The sequence below is a fragment of the Desulfoscipio sp. XC116 genome, assembly GCF_039851975.1.
Lineage (GTDB): Bacteria > Bacillota > Desulfotomaculia > Desulfotomaculales > Desulfallaceae > Sporotomaculum.
The window spans coordinates 1,726,178-1,745,887 of record NZ_CP156660.1; the positions used below are offsets into that span (position 1 = coordinate 1,726,178).

General features: G+C 46.2%; 17 protein-coding genes. 4 read left to right on the plus strand and 13 right to left on the minus strand.

The features are described from left to right. Window positions 1-75 precede the first annotated feature (75 nt). Together ABDB91_RS08175 and ABDB91_RS08180 are read left to right on the plus strand one after the other, a co-directional pair. Window positions 76-507 (plus strand): helix-turn-helix domain-containing protein, encoded by a 432-nt coding sequence (locus ABDB91_RS08175; RefSeq protein WP_347491108.1) that lies wholly within the window; start codon window positions 76-78, stop codon window positions 505-507. Beyond that, window positions 500-1,642, plus strand: a complete 1,143-nt coding sequence (locus tag ABDB91_RS08180) for an acyl-CoA dehydrogenase family protein (RefSeq protein WP_347491109.1) — start codon at window positions 500-502, stop codon at window positions 1,640-1,642. Before ABDB91_RS08175 ends, ABDB91_RS08180 begins: the two co-directional genes overlap by 8 nt. Window positions 1,643-1,674: 32 nt before the next feature. Here the strand turns inward: ABDB91_RS08180 and ABDB91_RS08185 are convergent, their stop codons facing one another. Together ABDB91_RS08185 and ABDB91_RS08190 are read right to left on the minus strand one after the other, a co-directional pair. Further along, complete coding sequence (locus tag ABDB91_RS08185) at window positions 1,675-2,019, minus strand: hypothetical protein (RefSeq protein ID WP_347491110.1); 345 nt, start codon at window positions 2,017-2,019, stop codon at window positions 1,675-1,677. 97 nt (window positions 2,020-2,116) lie between these two features. Then, window positions 2,117-2,899, minus strand: a complete 783-nt coding sequence (locus ABDB91_RS08190; protein ID WP_347491111.1) for an enoyl-CoA hydratase-related protein — start codon at window positions 2,897-2,899, stop codon at window positions 2,117-2,119. 275 nt (window positions 2,900-3,174) lie between these two features. Between ABDB91_RS08190 and ABDB91_RS08195 the strand changes: the two genes are divergently transcribed. Continuing rightward, window positions 3,175-3,864, plus strand: coding sequence for a 4Fe-4S binding protein (locus tag ABDB91_RS08195; protein ID WP_347491112.1), 690 nt, complete (start codon window positions 3,175-3,177; stop codon window positions 3,862-3,864). A gap of 215 nt (window positions 3,865-4,079) precedes the next feature. Here ABDB91_RS08195 and alr read toward each other — a convergent pair whose 3' ends face one another. The 9 genes from alr to ABDB91_RS08240 form a co-directional block, all read right to left on the minus strand. Further along, window positions 4,080-5,216: an alanine racemase gene (gene alr / locus ABDB91_RS08200; protein WP_347491113.1), complete on the minus strand. Its 1,137-nt coding sequence runs from the start codon at window positions 5,214-5,216 to the stop codon at window positions 4,080-4,082. A 159-nt stretch (window positions 5,217-5,375) separates the two neighbouring features. Continuing rightward, a complete protein-coding gene (locus ABDB91_RS08205; protein ID WP_347491114.1) occupies window positions 5,376-7,118 on the minus strand; it encodes an NAD(P)H-hydrate dehydratase in 1,743 nt (580 codons plus the stop codon). A 5-nt stretch (window positions 7,119-7,123) separates the two neighbouring features. Continuing rightward, window positions 7,124-7,495, minus strand: coding sequence for a holo-ACP synthase (acpS, locus tag ABDB91_RS08210; protein WP_347491564.1), 372 nt, complete (start codon window positions 7,493-7,495; stop codon window positions 7,124-7,126). Window positions 7,496-7,728: 233 nt separating this feature from the next. Then, a complete protein-coding gene (locus ABDB91_RS08215; protein WP_347491115.1) occupies window positions 7,729-8,076 on the minus strand; it encodes a hypothetical protein in 348 nt (115 codons plus the stop codon). Window positions 8,077-8,251: 175 nt separating this feature from the next. Further along, window positions 8,252-9,022, minus strand: a complete 771-nt coding sequence (locus ABDB91_RS08220; protein ID WP_347491116.1) for a LytTR family DNA-binding domain-containing protein — start codon at window positions 9,020-9,022, stop codon at window positions 8,252-8,254. Beyond that, entirely contained in the window at window positions 8,997-10,331 is a 1,335-nt protein-coding gene (locus tag ABDB91_RS08225) for a histidine kinase (RefSeq protein WP_347491117.1), read from the minus strand. Before ABDB91_RS08225 ends, ABDB91_RS08220 begins: the two co-directional genes overlap by 26 nt. A gap of 429 nt (window positions 10,332-10,760) precedes the next feature. Beyond that, window positions 10,761-12,788, minus strand: coding sequence for an acetate--CoA ligase (acs, locus tag ABDB91_RS08230; RefSeq protein WP_347491118.1), 2,028 nt, complete (start codon window positions 12,786-12,788; stop codon window positions 10,761-10,763). A 392-nt stretch (window positions 12,789-13,180) separates the two neighbouring features. Next, the gene (locus tag ABDB91_RS08235) at window positions 13,181-14,887 is read right to left on the minus strand and encodes a Na/Pi cotransporter family protein (protein ID WP_347491119.1); all 1,707 of its coding nucleotides are present in this window, start codon (window positions 14,885-14,887) and stop codon (window positions 13,181-13,183) included. A 275-nt stretch (window positions 14,888-15,162) separates the two neighbouring features. Further along, entirely contained in the window at window positions 15,163-15,633 is a 471-nt protein-coding gene (locus ABDB91_RS08240) for a DVU0298 family protein (RefSeq protein ID WP_347491120.1), read from the minus strand. A gap of 208 nt (window positions 15,634-15,841) precedes the next feature. Here ABDB91_RS08240 and ABDB91_RS08245 point away from each other — a divergent pair, with 208 nt between their 5' ends. Further along, window positions 15,842-16,957 carry an HD-GYP domain-containing protein gene (locus ABDB91_RS08245; RefSeq protein WP_347491121.1) on the plus strand — a complete coding sequence of 372 codons (1,116 nt, stop codon included), beginning with the start codon at window positions 15,842-15,844 and terminating at the stop codon, window positions 16,955-16,957. 66 nt (window positions 16,958-17,023) lie between these two features. On the opposite strand, the gene ABDB91_RS08250 is transcribed toward ABDB91_RS08245, so the two are convergent. Both ABDB91_RS08250 and ABDB91_RS08255 read right to left on the minus strand, forming a co-directional pair. Beyond that, window positions 17,024-18,649, minus strand: coding sequence for a long-chain fatty acid--CoA ligase (locus tag ABDB91_RS08250; RefSeq protein ID WP_347491122.1), 1,626 nt, complete (start codon window positions 18,647-18,649; stop codon window positions 17,024-17,026). 296 nt (window positions 18,650-18,945) lie between these two features. After that, window positions 18,946-19,635 (minus strand): class I SAM-dependent methyltransferase, encoded by a 690-nt coding sequence (locus ABDB91_RS08255; protein WP_347491123.1) that lies wholly within the window; start codon window positions 19,633-19,635, stop codon window positions 18,946-18,948. Window positions 19,636-19,710 lie beyond the last annotated feature (75 nt).

Genomic DNA, 19,710 nt, shown 5'->3' on the forward strand with positions numbered 1-19,710 from the left:
TAAATTCAATTATTTCCGTGTGATTTTATTAAAAATTATGATAAATTTAAAAAAACAAAAAATGAGGCGTTAATAATGGGGTATAAATCCATTGGCAAGCAGTTACAGTTGGCCCGGGAGCAGGCCGGGTACAGCCAGGAACAGCTGGCGGCGAAAATTGGCTGTTCCCAGTCTACCCTTTCCAACTATGAAAAGGGCAAACGTCGCGTTTACCTGGCGCAATTGGCCCTTATAGCGGAGATACTGGGCAAGCCCATCGAGTTTTTTTTGCGCTCCGCCGATTTTCATACCCCGGGCCAGCATAACCTGCCCGGGGATAAGCTGTATGATTTGTATGCAAATGATTTAAAACAAAAACTGCCTGTGTTCCCCGGTACCGGGTCAGCCGGCAGTTCTGAGGAGCAAAATTTGTTAGCGGCTTATGCATCTCTTTCCCCCGAAGGGCAAAGGTTGGTTATTGATTTTATTACCTGGCTTAAAAAAAAGGAGGCTTTGGGAAATGGCTAATTTTAATATTTCAGCCGAGCAGCGGCAATTAGTAGAAGAAGTCAGAGCGCTGGCCCTGCGGCAGATAGCGCCTGCAGTGGGGATGCTTGACGAGGCTGATGACGGCCGGTTTAATGATGGACCGTTTAGAGCACTGGCCGAACATAATTTATTGACTCCCACCGTGCCACAGGAGTACGGCGGGCGGGGTCTGGGGTACTTTTCCACTGCTCTGGCATTGGAAGAATTAGGCGCTGTGTGCGCCGGTGTGGCCACCGTGGTTACAGCCAATATACACGCCGCCAGTCCTATTATATTGGCCGGCTCTGCCGGGCAAAGGGGAACCTATTTACCTCCCCTGGCCTATGCTGAACCATGTCTAGCCGCTTTTGCCCTCACCGAACCTGAAGCGGGCTCGGATATTACATCGATAGCAACGACGACAGCGTGTAATAAAGGCCTGTGGACAATCAACGGGGTCAAGGAATTTGTTATAAACGGAGGTCTGGCTCGTTTCACTACTTTATTTGCCACCACAGATAAAGAGGACAAAAGGGCGGGGCTTGTGGCGTTTATTGTTCCCTATGATGTGCAGGGATTGAAAGTGGGAACTGTGCATAATAAAATGGGTATCCGGTGTGTGCGGACAGCCCGATTAATTTTGGACAAGGTAATTGTGCCCGATGAACTTGTAATCGGTCCCCGGGGCAGCGCTTACTTGTTGCTGATGCAAACTTTCGACCGGGGGCGTGCCTTAGCTGGGGCTGTTGGCGTGGGGCTGGCCCGAGCGGCATTTGAATTTGCCCTGCAGTACAGCAAACATCGGCAGCAGTTTGGTCGACCGGTCTTTGCTCAGCAGGCGGTTTCCTTTGTTCTGGCCGAATTGGCCGCCAGGATAGAGTCTGCCCGTCTACTGGTATGGAAAGCCTGCTGGCTTATTGATAATGATTTGGATTATACAATGGCATCTTCTATGGCGAAGATAGCAGGCAGTCAGGTGGCTCAGGAAGCCGCGGCGGCGGCAATGGATATTTGCGGGGGACGGGGATATTTAAAAGATTTACCGGTGGAAAAGTACCTGCGGGATGCTCGGGTGCTGTCATTAATTGAGGGTACGAACAACATTCAAAAGGCGGTTATAGCTTCGCTTTTGTAAGCGTAAGCGGTAACCGCCTTTTTGCGGTTTAATCAAACACTGATATCTTTAACTTCCTTATCATAAACATAATACTTAGCGCCGCAGTTGAAGCAATTGTAAGAACCAATGTGCTTCAGCGTTTGGTCGTTTTGGCCACAGGATGTGCAAGTAACGGTTCTAACCTCATACAAGGAACCGCATACCAGTATAAAAAATCCCAGCACTCCGGCCACTAATCCGCCAATGGCACTGGATAATCCCACCGGTGCGCCGGCCACAACTGCGGTGAGCCAAGCGGAAAAGCCCACGGTCAATACCACAAAGACAAAGGCTAACACTCTTGCGCCGGACAGTGCCCCTCCCTGACCAGGTTCTTTTAAACGCGGACTTGCCATTAATACTCCCCCCTCCTTAAATGGCTGGATATATAAGTATAATACCACTTTGTAATTTAATTCTGCAAAAAAATAATTAATCCTCTATCTGATTATATTATTTACCTTGGTATACCGGTTCTCTTTTCTCCAGGTAAGAAGTCAGAGCCTCGCTCTTATCCTTGGTTCCGCAGCAAAAGGTGGATGCCAATTCTTCGTAAAGCATACCCACGGCTATGCTGCTTTCGGTGGCCAGGTTAATGGCTTTCTTAGCGTATTTAACGGCCAGCGGTGCATTGGCGGCTATGCGTTTTGCTATGGCCAGCGCTTCTTCCAATACCTTGTCCGCAGGCGCTACTATGTCAACCAGCCCAATGCGGGCGGCCTCCGCAGCATCTATGGTCATACCCGTAAGTACCAGCCTTTTAGCCTGGCTGGGGCCGATTACTTTGGTTAATCGCTGAGTGCCCCCCATATCGGGTGCTAGTCCTACCCGTACCTCGGGTATAGAAAATATCGCTTTGTCGGCGGCTACCCGTATATCACAGGCCAGTGCCAGTTCTACTCCGCCGCCGATTGCCGCACCGTTAATGGCGGCGATGACGGGGCGGGAATGAGTTTCCCAGCCTGTGTTCACTTGTTGCAGCCAGGTTAAGGACTGGCCCACGAATTCGGAGTTGGCCATGCCCAATAAGGATAAGTCAATACCGCCGCAAAAGGAACGGTCTCCTGCACCGGTGAGTACGACGGCTCTAATTGATTTATCCTCGTGCAACTCTTTCTGCAGACTGGCAAATTCCTCGTACAGACGCATAGTCCAGCAGTTGCTCTTGGCCGGCCGGTTGATGGTTACTACAACCACATTATCCAGTTCTTTAATTAATAATTCTTGATATTCCATGCAGATGCCACCTTTCACATTGATATGTGCAATATTGGGCGGCCGGGGCCGCAAATCCTGCGAGACGCTTAAAGAATAGTGATTGAAATATTAAAAATTTGCTCTAATTAACTTGTCTGGTAATTGTTTCCTATATCAAATGTCAGTTGGAATTCGTGCAAATAGTTGGTTTTTTATCGCCTTATAAGTACCAAAGCAAATCACAAATGCAGTTGACTATTTTTTTAATATCCATATAATAATATATATAGATATGAAGTTAAGGGGGGCCGGCTATGAAAGTGCATGAATCTATGCTGCGCAGGGTCAACCTGCAGGCCTACACCTGGGTGGTTCTGCCGCTGGTGGCCATAGGCGGTTGGTTTTACCCGCTCATGGGGTTTTTATTGTTCGGATGTATGATTGGCGCGGTGGGCGTTTCCTTTTTCCGGGGGCGTAATTGGTGTAACTGGATGTGTCCCCGGGGTGCTTTTCTGGATTTATTCCTGGGTCCTGTCAGCCGTAAAATTACCATTCCCGCTTTCTTTAGACATGAAGCGGTGCGTTCTTTTATGGTGCTGTTTATTTTTACTGTCATTGGTGTGCAGTTTTACATGGCGTGGGGAAATCTTCCCGCCATGGGTCTGGCCTTGGTCAGGATACTGAGTATTACCACGGTGGTGGGCATATTATTGGGTTGGGGTATTCATCCCCGCACCTGGTGCCATATCTGCCCGATGGGTACGGTGGCCCACTGGATTGGCCGGGGCCAAAAACCGCTTCAGATCGATAGTAACTGTATATCATGTGGCATTTGTGCCGATGCTTGTCCCATGCAGCTGACTCCGAATCATTTTGGCCGGGATAATACTTTTGACTATAGTGATTGTCTGAGGTGCTCCTCCTGCATGTACAGCTGCCCCAAAAACGCACTGTCCTTTAATGATAGCACGTTTAGCACGGGATCTTGTAAAAGGATAGCTTGATCAAATTCCAAGACCCCCACTTCTATAATTGGGAGTTCTATTTTTACTTCAGGTGGGCTAGAATCCCCATCTGAAGCCCCGATGTTCGGCTCTAGCTGAACGAGTTCACTATTATAATCACAAAAACCAGCCCTTATCGCTATTATATGGATCTAGGGCTGGTTTTTTATATCTGTTTAATATTTTGCTGTATACACTAAAGAAATCTAATTTAATTACCGATGCTCACCAATATAATATTTGGGCATCCGGCAGTTGACCGCACATAACACTTCATAAGCTATCGTATTTATTTTCTGGGCAATATGATCCGCAGTTATTTCATCACTGCCCTGTCGGCCCAATAGCACAACCTCTTCCCCTGGCTGAATGTCCGGCAGGTGTCCTGCGTCCACCATGAATTGGTCCATGCAGATGCGGCCGATTACCGGTGCTCGTCGGCCACGAATCAGCACTTCCCCTCTTGAGGAAAGCAAGCGGTTATAACCATCGGCGTAACCTATCGGTATGGTGGCTACTATGGTAGGGGCAGGGGTAACATGGGTTACCCCGTAGCTAATACCGGAACCTTTGGGTACGTGCTTAATTTGGGCCACCCGGGCTTTAACTGTCATTACAGGCCGCAATTTAACATGCTTTTGGGCAACTTCGTTGGAAGGGTGGATGCCGTAAATGGCAATACCGGCCCGCACCATATCCAGGTGAGTTTCGGGCATATCCATCAGTGCCGCACTGTTAGCGGCATGCCGGCATGGAAATCTAAGGCCTTCCCCGGCAAGGAGGTCTAGGAAGTCTGTAAAACTGTTCCATTGCTTTATAGCATAGCTTTTGTCACGGCAGTCCGCGGAAGCAAAATGGGTAAAGATGCCCTCCAATTCAAGGTGGGGCAGCCTGGCAACACTGATAATATTTTTTGCCCCGTTAATGTCGGGGAAGAAGCCAAGTCTACCCATACCGGTGTCAACTTTGATATGCACCAGTACGTTTTTCCCGGACTGGGCGGCTATCGTGGAAAGGTCTTGAGCTAATTGCATGCTGTAAACGGTTTGGGTAAGATTGTATTCCAGTATAAGAGGATATTCTTCCGGTACGGTATAGCCCAGTACCAGAATAGGGGCATCGATACCTGCCTCTCGCAGTTCAGCTCCCTCGCTGGCTCGGGCCACGCCCAGCCGGGCGGCTCCATTGGCCAGTGCTGTCCGGGCTACTTGCAGCGCCCCGTGACCATAGGCGTTGGCTTTGATTACCGCCATCAATTCAGCCTGTGGGCTGGTAATGTTCCTTAACTGTTTAATATTATGAATTAGTGCTTCGATGTTAATTTCAGACCATGCCGGTGCATTGTAAATCATTGTCGTACCTCCGGATGCTAAATCGCAAAATGAAATTGCTATCTGTTGCGCTTGTGCACGCGTGCTTAATCTACTTTATTAAATCTAATGACAGACTAAGCTATATTTTCATCCTTCCGCCGGTGTCGCGTTAGCGGCATGGATGTTCATAAGGGAAGCTTACTCCATTGTTTTTAGTACCGCAGGCAATTGCTCAAGTAAGTCGCTTGCCAAAAGGCCGGACATTCCTTTGTTCCGGACGGCCTTGTCGCCCGCCAGGCCGTGCAGGCAGACTCCGGCCGCCGCGGCGTGCAACGCTTGCATGCCCTGGCCTAAAAGACCGGCAATTATTCCGGTTAAAACATCGCCGGAACCTCCGGCGGCCATGCCCGGGTTGCCCGTATTGTTAATAAAAATGGTGCCATCGGGGCCGGCCACTACTGTGCCCGCACCTTTAAGCACTACTGCGGCATCCCATTGCGCGGCTTTGGCGGCTGCTGTTCCAAGCCGGTCGTTTTGTATTTGGTCAATGGTACGCCCTGTCAGTCGAGCCATTTCCCCGGGATGGGGAGTAAGCACAAGGTCAGTTCGGATTGCCTTAAAAAGCTCGGTTTTGCCTGCCAGTACATTTAAACCGTCGGCGTCCAGTACGCAGGGAATATTTAAATGCAATAATATTTCTTTTACTATATCTGCAATATCTTCGCCGGTGCCCAGTCCCGGACCCAGAGCCAGTACATCATTATTATTGGCGCGTTTGATGATTTCCTCCAGTGCCGACAAACAGATGGTGCCCCGATCGGTCTGAGGTAATGGAAAGGTCATTACTTCTGTTAACTTGGCTTCGACAATATCGTGTATACCAACGGGCACACCCAAGGTAACCAGTCCCGCGCCTGACCGGGCTGTTGCTTGGGCCGCCAGTACCGCGGCCCCGGACATACCCCGTGACCCCGCAATCAACAGTACTCGTCCGAAATTACCCTTATGTTCGGTACCTGTTCGCCGTGGCCACCAGCTTCGTACCATTTGTTCGGTGATTAAGTAACGTTTGCTGCCTCCGTTTAAGGGATCGCTTCCGCTCACTTTCTTGTCGCTGGCGGCACCACCGGGGTTGGTAACGCCTCTGCCGGCGGTTTTATTTATGCTCTCTCCGTTGCTGCTTTTTATTTTTTTTATCAGACCTTTGCTTTCGGGGACGTTTTTTTTATCGTCCTTACTCTGATTGACGGTGCTCAGGTTCCCAACCTCCGGGGGGGCTGTGGTTATTGCATTCGGAATGGATATATCCACTACATGCAGCTCGCCCACATATGGACGGGCGTTGGGCAGCACCAGACCCAGTTTGGGCAGTGCAAAGGTTACCGTATGCCGGGCTGCGATACACGGGCCATTGGTTCTGCCTGTATCCGCTTCCAAGCCCGATGGAATATCCACAGACACCACGGTCTTGCCGCTTGCGTTAATGGCTTCGATGATGGGAACCATTTGATCGCGCATCGATCCTTTAAAACCGGTGCCATACAGTGCATCTATAACCAGATCGGCTTTCATTAATGCTAGCCGGACTAAGTTCACATCGTTATTTTTATTTATTTGGTAAACTTTTTGTCCCATTTTACGCCAGATATTTAAATTAATAAGCGCGTCGCCCTTTACCTTTTCCGCTTCCGTAGCCAGAAAAACTTGCACCTCGGCTCCCCGGTTATGTAAATGCCGGGCAGCTACGAAGCCATCGCCGCCGTTGTTTCCTTTGCCTGCAAAAACCATAACGGAACTTTGGCTAAGGTTATTCAACAGCGAGGCAACAATTTCCGCTATTTTAAGACCGGCGTTTTCCATTAGCACTACACCGGGTATGCCATATTCCTTGATGGCTATTTGGTCCATTGCAGCCATTTCTTGCGCGGTTACCAGACGCAATTTAATCACTCCTTGCGTAATGCAGTAGCAAAAGCTATCGCCCGTTCCCGGTCGTGAGATATGGATAACAATATGTTACCTACCTGTTCGGTTTGGGCATGTTGTTCCGCTGTCCCCGTGAGCTTCACCTGTACCGGCCGATTGCCTCCGCCATGAATTTCTACCTCGTGCCAGGCCGTAATTCCGGTTCCCAGGGCTTTGAAAACCGCTTCTTTAGCAGCAAACCGGGCCGCCAGACAGGGCCAAGGGTCACGGCGGCGCAGGCAGAAAGCAATTTCCCCGGAGGTAAAAACACGATTTAAAAAATGTTTTCCACGGTGCGCGGCAGCTTCTTCTATTCTGGCAATTTCTATTATATCTGTACCGATGCCCTTTATCCCATGTTACATCACGTCACTTTCTAAAACAAATTATATTAATCCTGATTTGACGGTAACTTTACCGTTTTAAAGTAAAAAAAATGTGCTGTGCCTTTTTTTTCAAAGTGTTATAAAAACTAGTAAGATAAGAGATCTGTCAGTAATTCAACGCGCTAAATGAAAAACCTGCCTGTCAGCAGGTTAAATAAAGGGTAGTTAAATTTATGCAAAAGTGCAATTCCTGAGCATTTTTATTGTTCAAGATGCTTAGTAAACTCGCCATTTATTTTAAAGTTAACCCATTCAGGAAAGGAAACGCCCGAACTGGCAAAGAAATCGCTTTCCCGAGCCGACTGTTCCTCTTTCATTTTTAAAAAATCACGCACCGCTCCTTTAAAGGAGTTAAATAGTTCCTGATCCACCAGTCCTTCTTCCATAAGCAATATACGCAAAGCAAGGTTTTCCTCTTCCAGTGTCTTAAGCCTGCTGAACAGTTCTATAAACATAAGCCGTGTAATATCTTCGTCAATTGTACGGTTAACATTGCTTAACAGCGCCCATATTTTTTTATCACTAAGCATTTCCCAAACAACTTGCATATTTATCATACCACCAATCTTTATTATTTGCGAAAAGGTAGGAACACTTAACACTTATATTTTTAACTGGTAGTTTAATATATATACGTAAAAAAGAAAGCACAGGGGCGGCTCTTGCTAATACCAAATGAAAAAAGACAAGAATCGCCCCCGTGCTTTTCCTATAAGGGAGTTTTTAAAAGCCCAGTATTTTACGCAATTTTTTAGCTTGGGCCCTGCTAACAGGCACTTCGCTTTGTTCTTTATCTTCCACCACCAGGTTGTAGGTGCCGTTAAAAAAAGGCACTATTTCCTTTACCTTGTGCAAATTAACCAAATAACAGCGGTGGGTGCGAAAGAATATCTGAGGGTTGAGACGGGCCTCAAGTTCTTTTAAAGTAAAGCGAGTCATCAGCTTGTCATTATGGGTCTTAATGTAAATATAGTCTTGTTCCGTAAAGGCATAAAAGATATCCGATTCGGCTACCAGTACAGTTTTGCCCAGCTTTTCCGCCGGTATGCGGTCTATCTTTATTGGGGACGGACCAGATTTCGTACGACCGGCTTCCGCGGACTGGTTATCTTCGTTACCGGTTACTTCCTGATAAGCTTTAATAACCTTATCGATAGCCTTTTTAAGACGGCTTGGTTGCACAGGCTTTAAAAGGTAATCAACCGCGTTAACCTCAAAGGCCTTTAAGGCATACTCGTCATATGCCGTGATAAATATTACCTGGGGTGGTTTGGGCAGTTCCTGGATAGCTGCGCCTAACTCCAGCCCGGTCATGCCGGGCATGGACACATCTAAAAAAAGCACCTGATAGTCAAGCGCTTTGACCAGTGCCAGGGCTTCCTGGGCATTGGCTGCCTCGCCGACGATTTCAATATTGTTAAAGCTGCTTAAAAGGAAGCGCAACTCCTGGCGGGCAGGGTATTCATCATCAACGATCAATGCCTTTAACTTCAATTGCCTCCCCCTCTCTTTCCGCCGTACCATACAAAAGCGGTATTCTGACATATATTGATGTGCCTTCACCGGGCACGCTTACAATGCGCAGACCATGATCCTGACCAAATAATCCTTTTAAACGTTCGTGTACATTACTCATACCTACCCCGTTGCCCGAACCAAATCCCGGAGTGAGTACTTTGGGCTGTAGTTCCACATTGATGCCCACACCGTCATCTCTTACTACAATGAGCATCTCGTTTTCGTGTTTGCTGGCGGTAATTTGTACCGTGCCCTGACCTGGTTTAGGTAAAATTCCGTGTTTAATAGCGTTTTCCACCAGTGGCTGAATAGTTAATACAGGCACCTTGCAATCCAGTAACTCATCGTCTATTTCACGTACTACACGCAACTTATCTCTGAATCTGGCCCGCTCTAATATTAGATACGTGTTCAAGTACTCCATTTCCTCTTTTAAAGTGTTGAAATGTCCATGCCTTTTTAAGGCATGGCGGAAAAACGTAGCCAGACGGACGAGCAGCCGTCGAGCTGTTTCCGGATTGGTACGGCTGAACATGATTATGGTGTTGAGGGTATTAAATAAAAAGTGCGGGTTAATTTGAGCCTGTAGGGCATCCAGTTCAGCTTTGGTAACCAATTGAGCCTGGCGGTCCACTTCAGCCAGTTCCATCTGCATGCCTAAAAGCTGAGCCACACCAATAGCCAGTTTGATCACGGCATGAGGCAGTTCATCCTGTTGAGTTTGGTAAAGCTTGACGGTGCCTACTATTTCGCCCTTACACTGCAGTGGCACAATCACCGCTGATTGCAGAGGGCAGTCCGGTACCGGGCAGTCCAATCCGTAGCCGTCACGAACTATTTTTATTTTTCCCGTCCGAATGACTTCTTTGGTGGCCAAAGTCATAATAGGACGTCCTGCTTTATGGTGATCCGACCCGGCACCAATATAGGCCAACACCTTTTCCAGGTCGGTAATGGCCACCGCTGCTACGTCAGCAGTGCGACGAATTATTTCCGCTGTATTGCCGGCAGTTTCTTCATTCAGCCCCCGGCGCAAAAAAGGCAGTGTTTCATTAGCTATACGCAATGTGGGATCCAGCGGTTCATCAGCGGGGTCGCGTTTGGGACTGTGCTGCTTGCTAAAGATGAATATTGCGGCCAGCGTGGAGGCCAAGGCGGAAAAGGTTAAAAGAGCTGCTGCGGCATAGAGCTGCGGTTGCCATAAGTGTATAGCCGTAAGTGTTGCCGCAAATATGACGCACCAGCAAAGTAATGCTTTGTGGGTGGGGTTTACTTTCGATGGCATACCCTTGCCCCCATATAAATAATATTTTTAATATTCTAATATTTAATTTTTCATAATTACTATTCGACAATATAAAAACTATTCCTGCAGGTAAATAACTAAAAAAAATGATTGATTATGACAATTAACCATCCCAGTGTTTTCGCAATTAAAAGGTTTACACGGAAAAAGGCTCAAATGCAGCAAAATAGCAGTCATTTGAGCCTTTTTAAAACTTGCCGTTTTTGAATTGTAAATAAAGTATGACGAAGTTCCTGGCTGGGAGCATCTTCTCTTCGGTGATTTCAACATTATTCGTTTATTTTTAAAAAATTACGTTATGTTGCTACACTAATAAATTATTACATTCTCTATATGGCAGAATTTTAAATCAATACTGAATAATCTGATATATACACCCCTTGTTATTTTTAGGCCGTATTACGTAAATTAGTCCTGAACTTGCTTGCGAATTTCCTCGACTACATCCGGGTTGGCCAGGGAGGTAACATCGCCTACGTCTGCTTTATTGGAGATGGAGGCTAAAATGCGGCGCATGATTTTACCGGAGCGAGTCTTGGGCATATCGGAAACGATGTGCACGGCACGTGGCCGGGCGATCTTGCCTACCACAGTGGATACGGCATTGGAAATTATAGCGGCCAGGTCAGCGCCGGCTGCAGAACCAGGCTTTAAGGATACATACAAATCGGGCACAACGCCTTTAATTTCATCCTTTGCGGCAATGACGGCCGCTTCGGCGACTTCCTCCACCGTAAGAGCGGCAGACTCGATTTCTTTAGTGCCAAGTCGGTGCCCGGCTACGTTAATAACGTCGTCTACCCGACCTAGTATACGTACATATCCGTCATTGGAAATCACGGCCGCGTCGCCGGCCATGTATGGCCAATCGCGCCAGTCTTTGCTTTCTTCATTTTTGCAGTACTTGCGGAAATAAGTGGAGACGTAACGCTCGCGGTCCTTCCAGATAGTCTGCATAAGTCCGGGCCACGGGTTTTTAATGCAGATATTGCCCGCTTTACCTGCGCCGGCCGGAATTTCATTGCCTTCATTATCAAAGATTATCGGGTGGATGCCGGGTACGCCCGGTCCGGCACTGCCTGGTTTCATGGGGCTGATGCCCGGTACGGTACTGCACAAAAAGCCGCCTGTCTCTGTTTGCCACCATGTATCCACAATGGCGGCACGGCCTTTGCCCACTACGTTATAGTACCATCTCCACACCTCGGGCTCAATAGGTTCGCCCACTGTGGTCATATGTTTAAAATTATAATTATACTTGGCCGGCTCATCCGGGCCTGCTTTTCTAAGACCGCGAATGGCTGTGGGTGACGTATGGAATATGTTGACGTTCAGTTCTTCTGCGATTCTCCATACCCGTCCGGCATCCGGGTATGTGGGCAGCCCTTCGTAAATGACTGTGCTGGCGGCTATGGCCAGTGGCCCGTATACGATAAATGAGTGGCCTGTGATCCAACCTATGTCCGCCATACACCAATATACGTCCTCGGGGTGAATATCCTGGATCACTTTGGACATCCAGGCCACATAAGACAGATAGCCTCCGATACTGTGCTGTACCCCTTTGGGACGGCCCGTTGAGCCACTGGTGTACATTAGGAATAAGATGCCGTCGGCCGGCATGGAAACGGGGTCTACCGTAGTTCTGGCGTATTGTTTCATTAGTTCATTCATAAAGTAGTCCCGACCATCGATCATGGGTGCCCCGGAAGAATTCTTGCCGGGGTAGCGCTGCCAAACAAGTACTTTATCAACTTCTTGCCCCTCTTTTTTTGCCACTTCTACTGCTATATCACCTATAGCCTTGTGGTCAAGCAGCTTACCGTTACGATAATAGCCGTCCATAGTAATCAGTACATGGCTCCCGGAGTCCCAAATCCTCTCGCCGCAGGCCTGGCCGCTGAATCCCGCGAATACCTGGGAATGGATGACACCCAGCCGGGCGCAGGCCAGCATGGTGATGGGCAGTTCGGGTGTCATGGGCAAGTGTAAAGTTACCCGGTCGCCGGCTTTCAGACCACAAAAATTTTTTAATACAGCCGCAGTTTCGTTAACTCTGTGGTACAGTTCCTGATAGGTCATGTGGACAATGGGTTCATCTTCGGGTTCCGGTACATAGTGGATGGCGGTTTTGTTCCTATACTTGGGCAGATGTCTGTCCACGCAGTTATAGCTGGCGTTTAGTTTACCGCCCGCGAACCACTTCCAGCACGGGGCGTCGCTGGTGTCCAGCATAGTATGCCAGTACTGGTCCCAGTCCAATAAATCGGCAAATTCTTTAAAACACTCGGGGAAGTTTTCCAAACTGAATCTTTCGAATACCTTAGGATCCGTCATATTGGCCTGACCGACAAAGCTAACCGGCGGGTGAATGTACTGTTCTTCCTGCCAGTGCACAGCATAGTGAGCTCCGCCGCCATTTCCGTTTTCGGACACGATACCGACCTCCTTAACTTTTTTAGATTAGAAAGTTATATTTGTGCTTAAAACTATGATTATAAATTAGATCATCATGATGATCTGTTCATTTAAATTGATCAGGCTATGACAATTTTGGGACCAGTTAACTAAGCACCTCCTTTAAAGGATATAGAGCAAAAAGCGGCCCCGGGTAATTATTCGGTGGGGCTTTAGGGTATCAATACTGTATGAAATATATAATAAAGCCTATTTGTAAAAAAATTAAGAAAATTCAGGCAAACGGTTTTTTTTAAGTGTTGAACGGTGCCGGCAATAATAAGATACCGTTTAAGGCGGGATATGCCCGCCCAAGTTAATTTTGCCGGTATAACTTAAAAACCGGTTCCTTTTTGCGGAACCGGCATGGCCTAGTTATTAATTGCTATAGTGTAGTCATCGCAGGAAATGGTTTTATCATCAATAAGATGGCCATAGTTAATGTCGCTGTCATTACCCTGGATAATGACAATCTCATGGCAGATATTGCGTATATGTTCGCTGATGCGTAAAAATGAATTAATCAAATCCAGATGCAGCGCGCTGGTGGAAATGGATAGTGCGGTACCATCTTTCAGCCGGTTAAAATGCTGCGCTCGCAAGCGTCTTTCCATACGAGCCAGTTCAGGGTGCCCTTTAATAGCTTCAACGGCAAGTTCGGCATCGTTAGAGGATAGGGCGATATTAGCCATGCGCATTAAATCGCCCAGCCGCCGGTGCATATCCTTAATTTCTTCCCAGCCTGCTTCGGAGAATTGACACCGTTGGCTTATCTTGCAGCTGGCGATATAAGTGATATCTTTTTCGATGATATCTCCAATATGTTCTAAATCGTTAATTATATGCATGTGGCTCATGCTTCGGTAAAATTCTTTGCGCGATAAAGGTTGACGCATAACACTGGTTAAATAGTTGGTTATAGATTTGCACAGTATATCCAGGTAATCTTCTTTTTTGTTGATTTTATCCAGTAAGTCGATATCACTTTTTTCAAATATTTTTATTATGGATTGAGTCATATCAAATACTTGATCGGCGGCGTGATTTATTTCTTTAGATGCCAGCCCCAGGGCAATGGATGGTGTGTTAATTAATTTATCATCCAGGTATTTAGGTTTCAGCAGTTTTTCCCGGGGCAATTTGCGTTCCGGAACAATTATCTCCAGCAGCCTGGCAAATTGATTAATAAAAGGTAAAAATATAACTGCAATACCGATATTAAAAACAGTATGAGCGTTAGCGACCTGGTAACCCGGGGATGCTGTTATTTTAGTCATTAAAAGAGCATACGGATTAACAAAAGGCATTAGAATTAGTACGCCCGCTATTTTAAACATTAGGTGGGCGGTGGCAACTCGCTGAGCCTCCCTTGATGACCCCAAGCTGGACAATACCGCCGTAAAGGAAGTACCAATGTTGGCGCCAAACAAAAGGTAGATGGCAGAGTGTAATGATACCAGGTCCTGCATGGCCATGATCATAATAATACCTACTGATGCCGCGCTGCTTTGCACTAAAAATGTAAATAAAGCGGCCGCCGCAACAGCCAGCAGTGGGTAGTCACCGGCGCTCATCAGCATTTGACGGAAAAAAGGCTCGTCTTTAAGCGGCTGCATAGTATCGGCTATCATTTTGAGCCCTAAAAATAACAGACCGAAGCCCAGCAGTACTTGCCCCACCCGCTTATATTTGTCTCGCTTGGAGAAGAATATAATGGTGGCTCCTATGCCCACAATGGGTAACGATATTTCGGTAACATTCAGGGCGATAAGCTGGGCGGTTACTGTGGTGCCTATATCGGAGCCCAATATAACTCCCAAAGTTTGTTTTAATGACATGATTGATGCGCTGGTCAGGCCTACTAAAATTACAGTTGTAGCGGTACTGCTTTGAAAAAGCATGGTTACCAGTGCACCAACTATAAGAGCGGTAAAGCGGTTATGAGTGAGAGTACTGAGAATACTCCTGAGTCTGTGTCCGGCGATTTTTTGCAGACCTTCACTCATGATGAACATACCGTACAGCAATAGCCCCATACCGCCCAGTAATCCCAATATTACGGTTTTCCAAAGTTCCACTGCCGAACACCTCCCCAAAAGCTTAGTGTTATAATACAACAAAATTAAAAAAATGTTAATATTATATTAATTTTATGTTAAGTGGATTGTACCATGCTTCACATTGTTTATGCAATAGATATTCTAATAATTATCTGATAATTATATGGCAGTTTGGCTAGCTGATCAAGATTAAAATGCCATAGCGTCATAAATATTATGGCTATGGCTCTGAAAAAATGTGTAGCCCCAGGGTTTAATGCGTTGTATATATCTTGTTGTAAATACATGAGGGTTTAAATGTGCCCTGTTAGGTCTAGGTCCGGCACCTCGGTCTTAATCAAATCAGGCCGTACTTTACTGATTCGTTTAAGTGCCCTGACGACCCCCGGATTCAGTGCCGGGTCGTCAAGAAAAGAGGCCAGTATGGACACATAGTCTTGGAAAAGTTCCGGCTGATGATAAATAATTTCTCCCGCGGCCTCGGGAGCCACCCAAAGAGACCCGCCCGATTCATCATTTAACTCCCAAAATATACGCCGCATGATAGTTTTGGCCCGTTCGGGATTATTTTGGGCTATTCTGTCCGTAAGTAGTCCTAAACCTTCTATTGCCCGCTGGCGCACATATTCGTTCAGGCTGTACAGAAATGAAAAAAGAGCGCCGGTAACTCTGCCGGTATGCTGTTCACCCAGGTTGATTAACTGATTTAGGTCCCCATATAGCAGTATTTGTTCTACGTTTTTTTTAATGGCTGAAAAATTCATATAAAACAACTCCCTTCTCCCATCTTATTCTACCATGCATATCCATAACGATAATCTAATATTAACCTTTTGTGCGCAAAAGCTAAAGGCATGCTCGGCCCGAATGATTGAAATCGAATCATGTTTTAAGTTCACAAGGTGTTTGGGAAGGAACTTCAGAAGATAATGTCGAAAAAGTGATAATGATTTTTTCTAAGGATGGGTTTTGATGCGAAAAGTTGCCGTATTCAGGCTCAAGCCGGGCATGAAAGTGGCCCGCGCAGTATACAATGCCAATCAGCAGGTGCTGTTGGCCGCCGGTACTGTTCTAACGTCGAATTTCATTAAAAAATTACTGCAGCTTAATATACCGGGTGTATACATAGACGACGGCTTATTATCCGATGTGGAGCTTGACGACGTAGTTTCGGAGGATACAAGGAACCGGGCTATTAGTTACACTAAAAAAATATTTCATGATTTTTATTATACCAGAAGTCTTAGCGGTTTAAAAAAAATGGAGCAAACCGTTAACAATATACTTGAAGATTTGATGAATAATTCCTCCCTCATGGTAAATCTTGTGGATATTCGCAGTTCGGATGAATACACTTTTGGACACTCGGTGAATACATGTATTTTATCAATAATTACCGGCATGAAAATGGGTTATACGGGAAAAGCCCTGTGCCGCTTGGCAATGGGAGCGATTATGCACGATTTGGGGAAAACACTTATACCTGCAGAAATACTTAATAAGGCTGGTAAGCTAACGGCAGAGGAATATGCAATTGTTAAGAAGCATACGGAATACGGTTATTCGATATTGACAAAAACCAGGCGCTTTAATGCTGTATCAGCGCTGATAGCGCTGCAGCATCATGAACGATACAATGGATCAGGTTATCCAAACGGTCTTACGAGTGACCAGATTCACGAATTTTCAGTTATTGTGGGTTTAGCCGATACGTACGATGCTTTAACTTCGGACAGAGTTTATCATACTGCCTATACCCCTTATGAGGCTTTTGAAATGATATCTGCTTTTGGCGATTACATGTTTGACTTTAATGTAGTTAAGTCGTTTTTGCATCATGTAGCCGCCTATCCGGTGGGTAGTTTGGTTAAGCTCAGCACCGGGGAAATTGGTGCGGTGGTGCAAAACCGCCCCGGCTATTCATTATGTCCATTGGTAAGAATTTTATTTACATCCGAACATGAGCCATTGACTTGTCCGGCGGAGATAGACCTGGCCTCTGTGTCTAACGTGACTATCGTAAAAGTTATTGACAATGATAATGAGTTAAATTTATTAAAATTTAAAAAAGATTCTTTGCAGCGATAACAAAACCGGCGAAACAAAAGTGTTCCGCCGGTTTACATATAATCAACTTTTTTAGTTTAATTGGCTTTAGGCTTTTTGTTTTTTTATCTCTTCTTCTCTCAGTTCTCGCCTGAGTACCTTGCCCACGATGGTTTTGGGCAGCTCGGAGCGGAATTCGATCAGTTTGGGTACTTTATACCTGGCCAGGTTGGCTTTACAATACTCCATGATCTCCTTTTCAGTGGCTTGCTCGCCTTCTTTTAGAACCACAAATGCTTTGACAGTTTCGCCACGGTAGGGGTCGGGTACGCCTGCTACCACTGCCTCCAGTACTTTAGGATGCTCAAAGAGAACTTCTTCTATATCCCTGGGGTAAATATTATATCCTCCAGCAATAATCATATCTTTTTTGCGGTCTACAATATAGAAATATCCTTCATCGTCCATCTTTGCGATATCACCGGTATAAATCCAGCCGTTTTTCAACGTTTTAGCGCTTTCCTCAGGCATATTCCAGTACCCTTTCATTACTTGGGGACCGCTTATGCACAGTTCACCAATTTCGCCCGGAGGGAGTTCCCGCTCGCCGGTTTCAAGATCCATTATTTTACAATCCGTGTCGGGTAAAGGTATACCAATGGAGCCAACCTTCCGTTTGCCCAACATGGGGTTGCAGTGAGTCACCGGGGAGGTTTCCGACAACCCGTAGCCTTCCACCAGTAAACCTTCGGTCAGCCTTTCAAACTGTTCGGCCACTTCCACAGGCAGGGGTGCCGAACCGCTGATGCAGCCTTTTATACTTTTGATCTCATATTGCTGAGCATTGGGATAATTGTTTACAGCAATGTACATGGTTGGCACGCCCGGGAATAAAGAGGGTTTTTCATTTTTAATTAATTCCAGGCACTCCTTAATATCGAATCGCGCCATGACAATCATAGTCGCAGCGTTGATAATGCTTAAATTAAGGCAGGTGGTCATGCCATATGAATGGAAAAATGGCAGTGCACTAAGAACTTTTTCATTGCCATACTCTAATGTTTCAAACCATTCAGCTACTTGGATGGCGTTAGCAGTAACGTTGCGATTGGTCAGCATGGCGCCTTTGGATACGCCGGTGGTACCTCCGGTGTACTGGAAAACCGCTATATCTTCGTCCATATCCACCGGCACCTGTTCGAATTGTGGCGGATATTTTAACAGCAACTCCTCTGCTTTAAGGACGTTATCATCGGCAGCGCCGGATGGTTGGCCAAGTGCAAAAATAATAACATTTTTTAGAGGTGTGATATTGCGCACGTTTTTAATGCGTGGATAAAAAGCATCATAAGCAATAATTGTTTGGGCACCGGAATCGTTTAAAATGTGCTCTAATTCTCTTTCCACATACATAGGGTTAACTTGCACAACTATGGCACCGAGCTTCAAGGTGGCTAAAAAGCCCAGAATGTATTGAGGACAGTTGGGAGCCATTAGTGCTACCCGATCTCCTTTTTTTACGCCCAGATCTGCCAAGGCCCCTGCACATTGGTTGACCATCGCTGCCAGCATTTTATACGAAAACCTGATACCGGCAAATACAACAGCATCACGATCAGGAAAATTATTGGCTGCTTTTTCGAGATACTGAGGCATAGTAAGGTTTGGATAGTCGATGTGCGGGCGTACGTTCGAGGAGTAGCCTTTGTACCAAACTTTGTTTAAATCAACCATTTCATTATACACCTCCATTTTTTTTGCATGTGAGTGATTAGTCATTCAGTTTGAAATAATTAAAAAACTATGTACATTAGACGACAATAATGCTTTGCATACCATTTCTACAAAGAAATTGCTAATCCTTCACGTTTTTTAAAATTTTTAAAAAATAATAAATAATCAACATCCATTAACTTTTGTAAATTTTATAATAATTAACTGTCATAGTAAATATACATTAAATTATGTGTGCGGTTATGGATGCAACGCAATTAAATATATATATATTTAATTGCGTTGACAGATAGAAGCTATTTAACGGAAACTGCACATATGAATCCCCCATCGGTACGGTTGGCTCTTATGGCGTCGGCTTCAATGGCCATGGCTGTATCCTCACAAGTGAAATCAAAATCCGGCGGGACAAATAAGACCGCTTTTCCCTGCACTTGTTGACCCGGCATGGCCGCCAGTAGTTCGTTCAGTGTGTAAAAACGGGCCTGATTGAATGGACTGTCGGGATCGTGGCGTGCCTTTGCATCATAGTGCCGCCACCAGACACTGTCCCGGCCAATTAAGCCCACCACCAGTCGGCCGCCTGTTCTTAATACCCTAAACGCTTCTTGCAGTGCAGCGGCAAGGTCCGGGGTAAATTCCAGTGCGGTTACTGAAAGTACCAGGTCAAAGCTGGCTTTCTGAAAAGGCAGATGTAGTGCGTCGGCTTCCGTAAAACAAATTGCCAGACCGGCAGCAAGTGCTTTGGTCCGTGCCTTTCCCAGCATGGCCGTTGAGATATCCACACCGGTGGTGGTCAGTCCCATTCGGGCCAGGTCCAGTGAGTATTGCCCTGTGCCACATCCGATATCAAGCAGCTGCATGCCTGCCTGTGGCTGCAGATAAGAGTAAAGAGCCTGTCTCTCAATCCGGTCTACTACGCGGCCCGCAGTGGTGCAATACCAATCATCATAACTGCCGGCCATTTGGTCAAATAACTGGCTCATGGCTTTGGTTTGCCTCCTTCTTTATGTATGTAAACTTCACTTCCTATTTGTATTAATACATGGTTTTTTAAGATC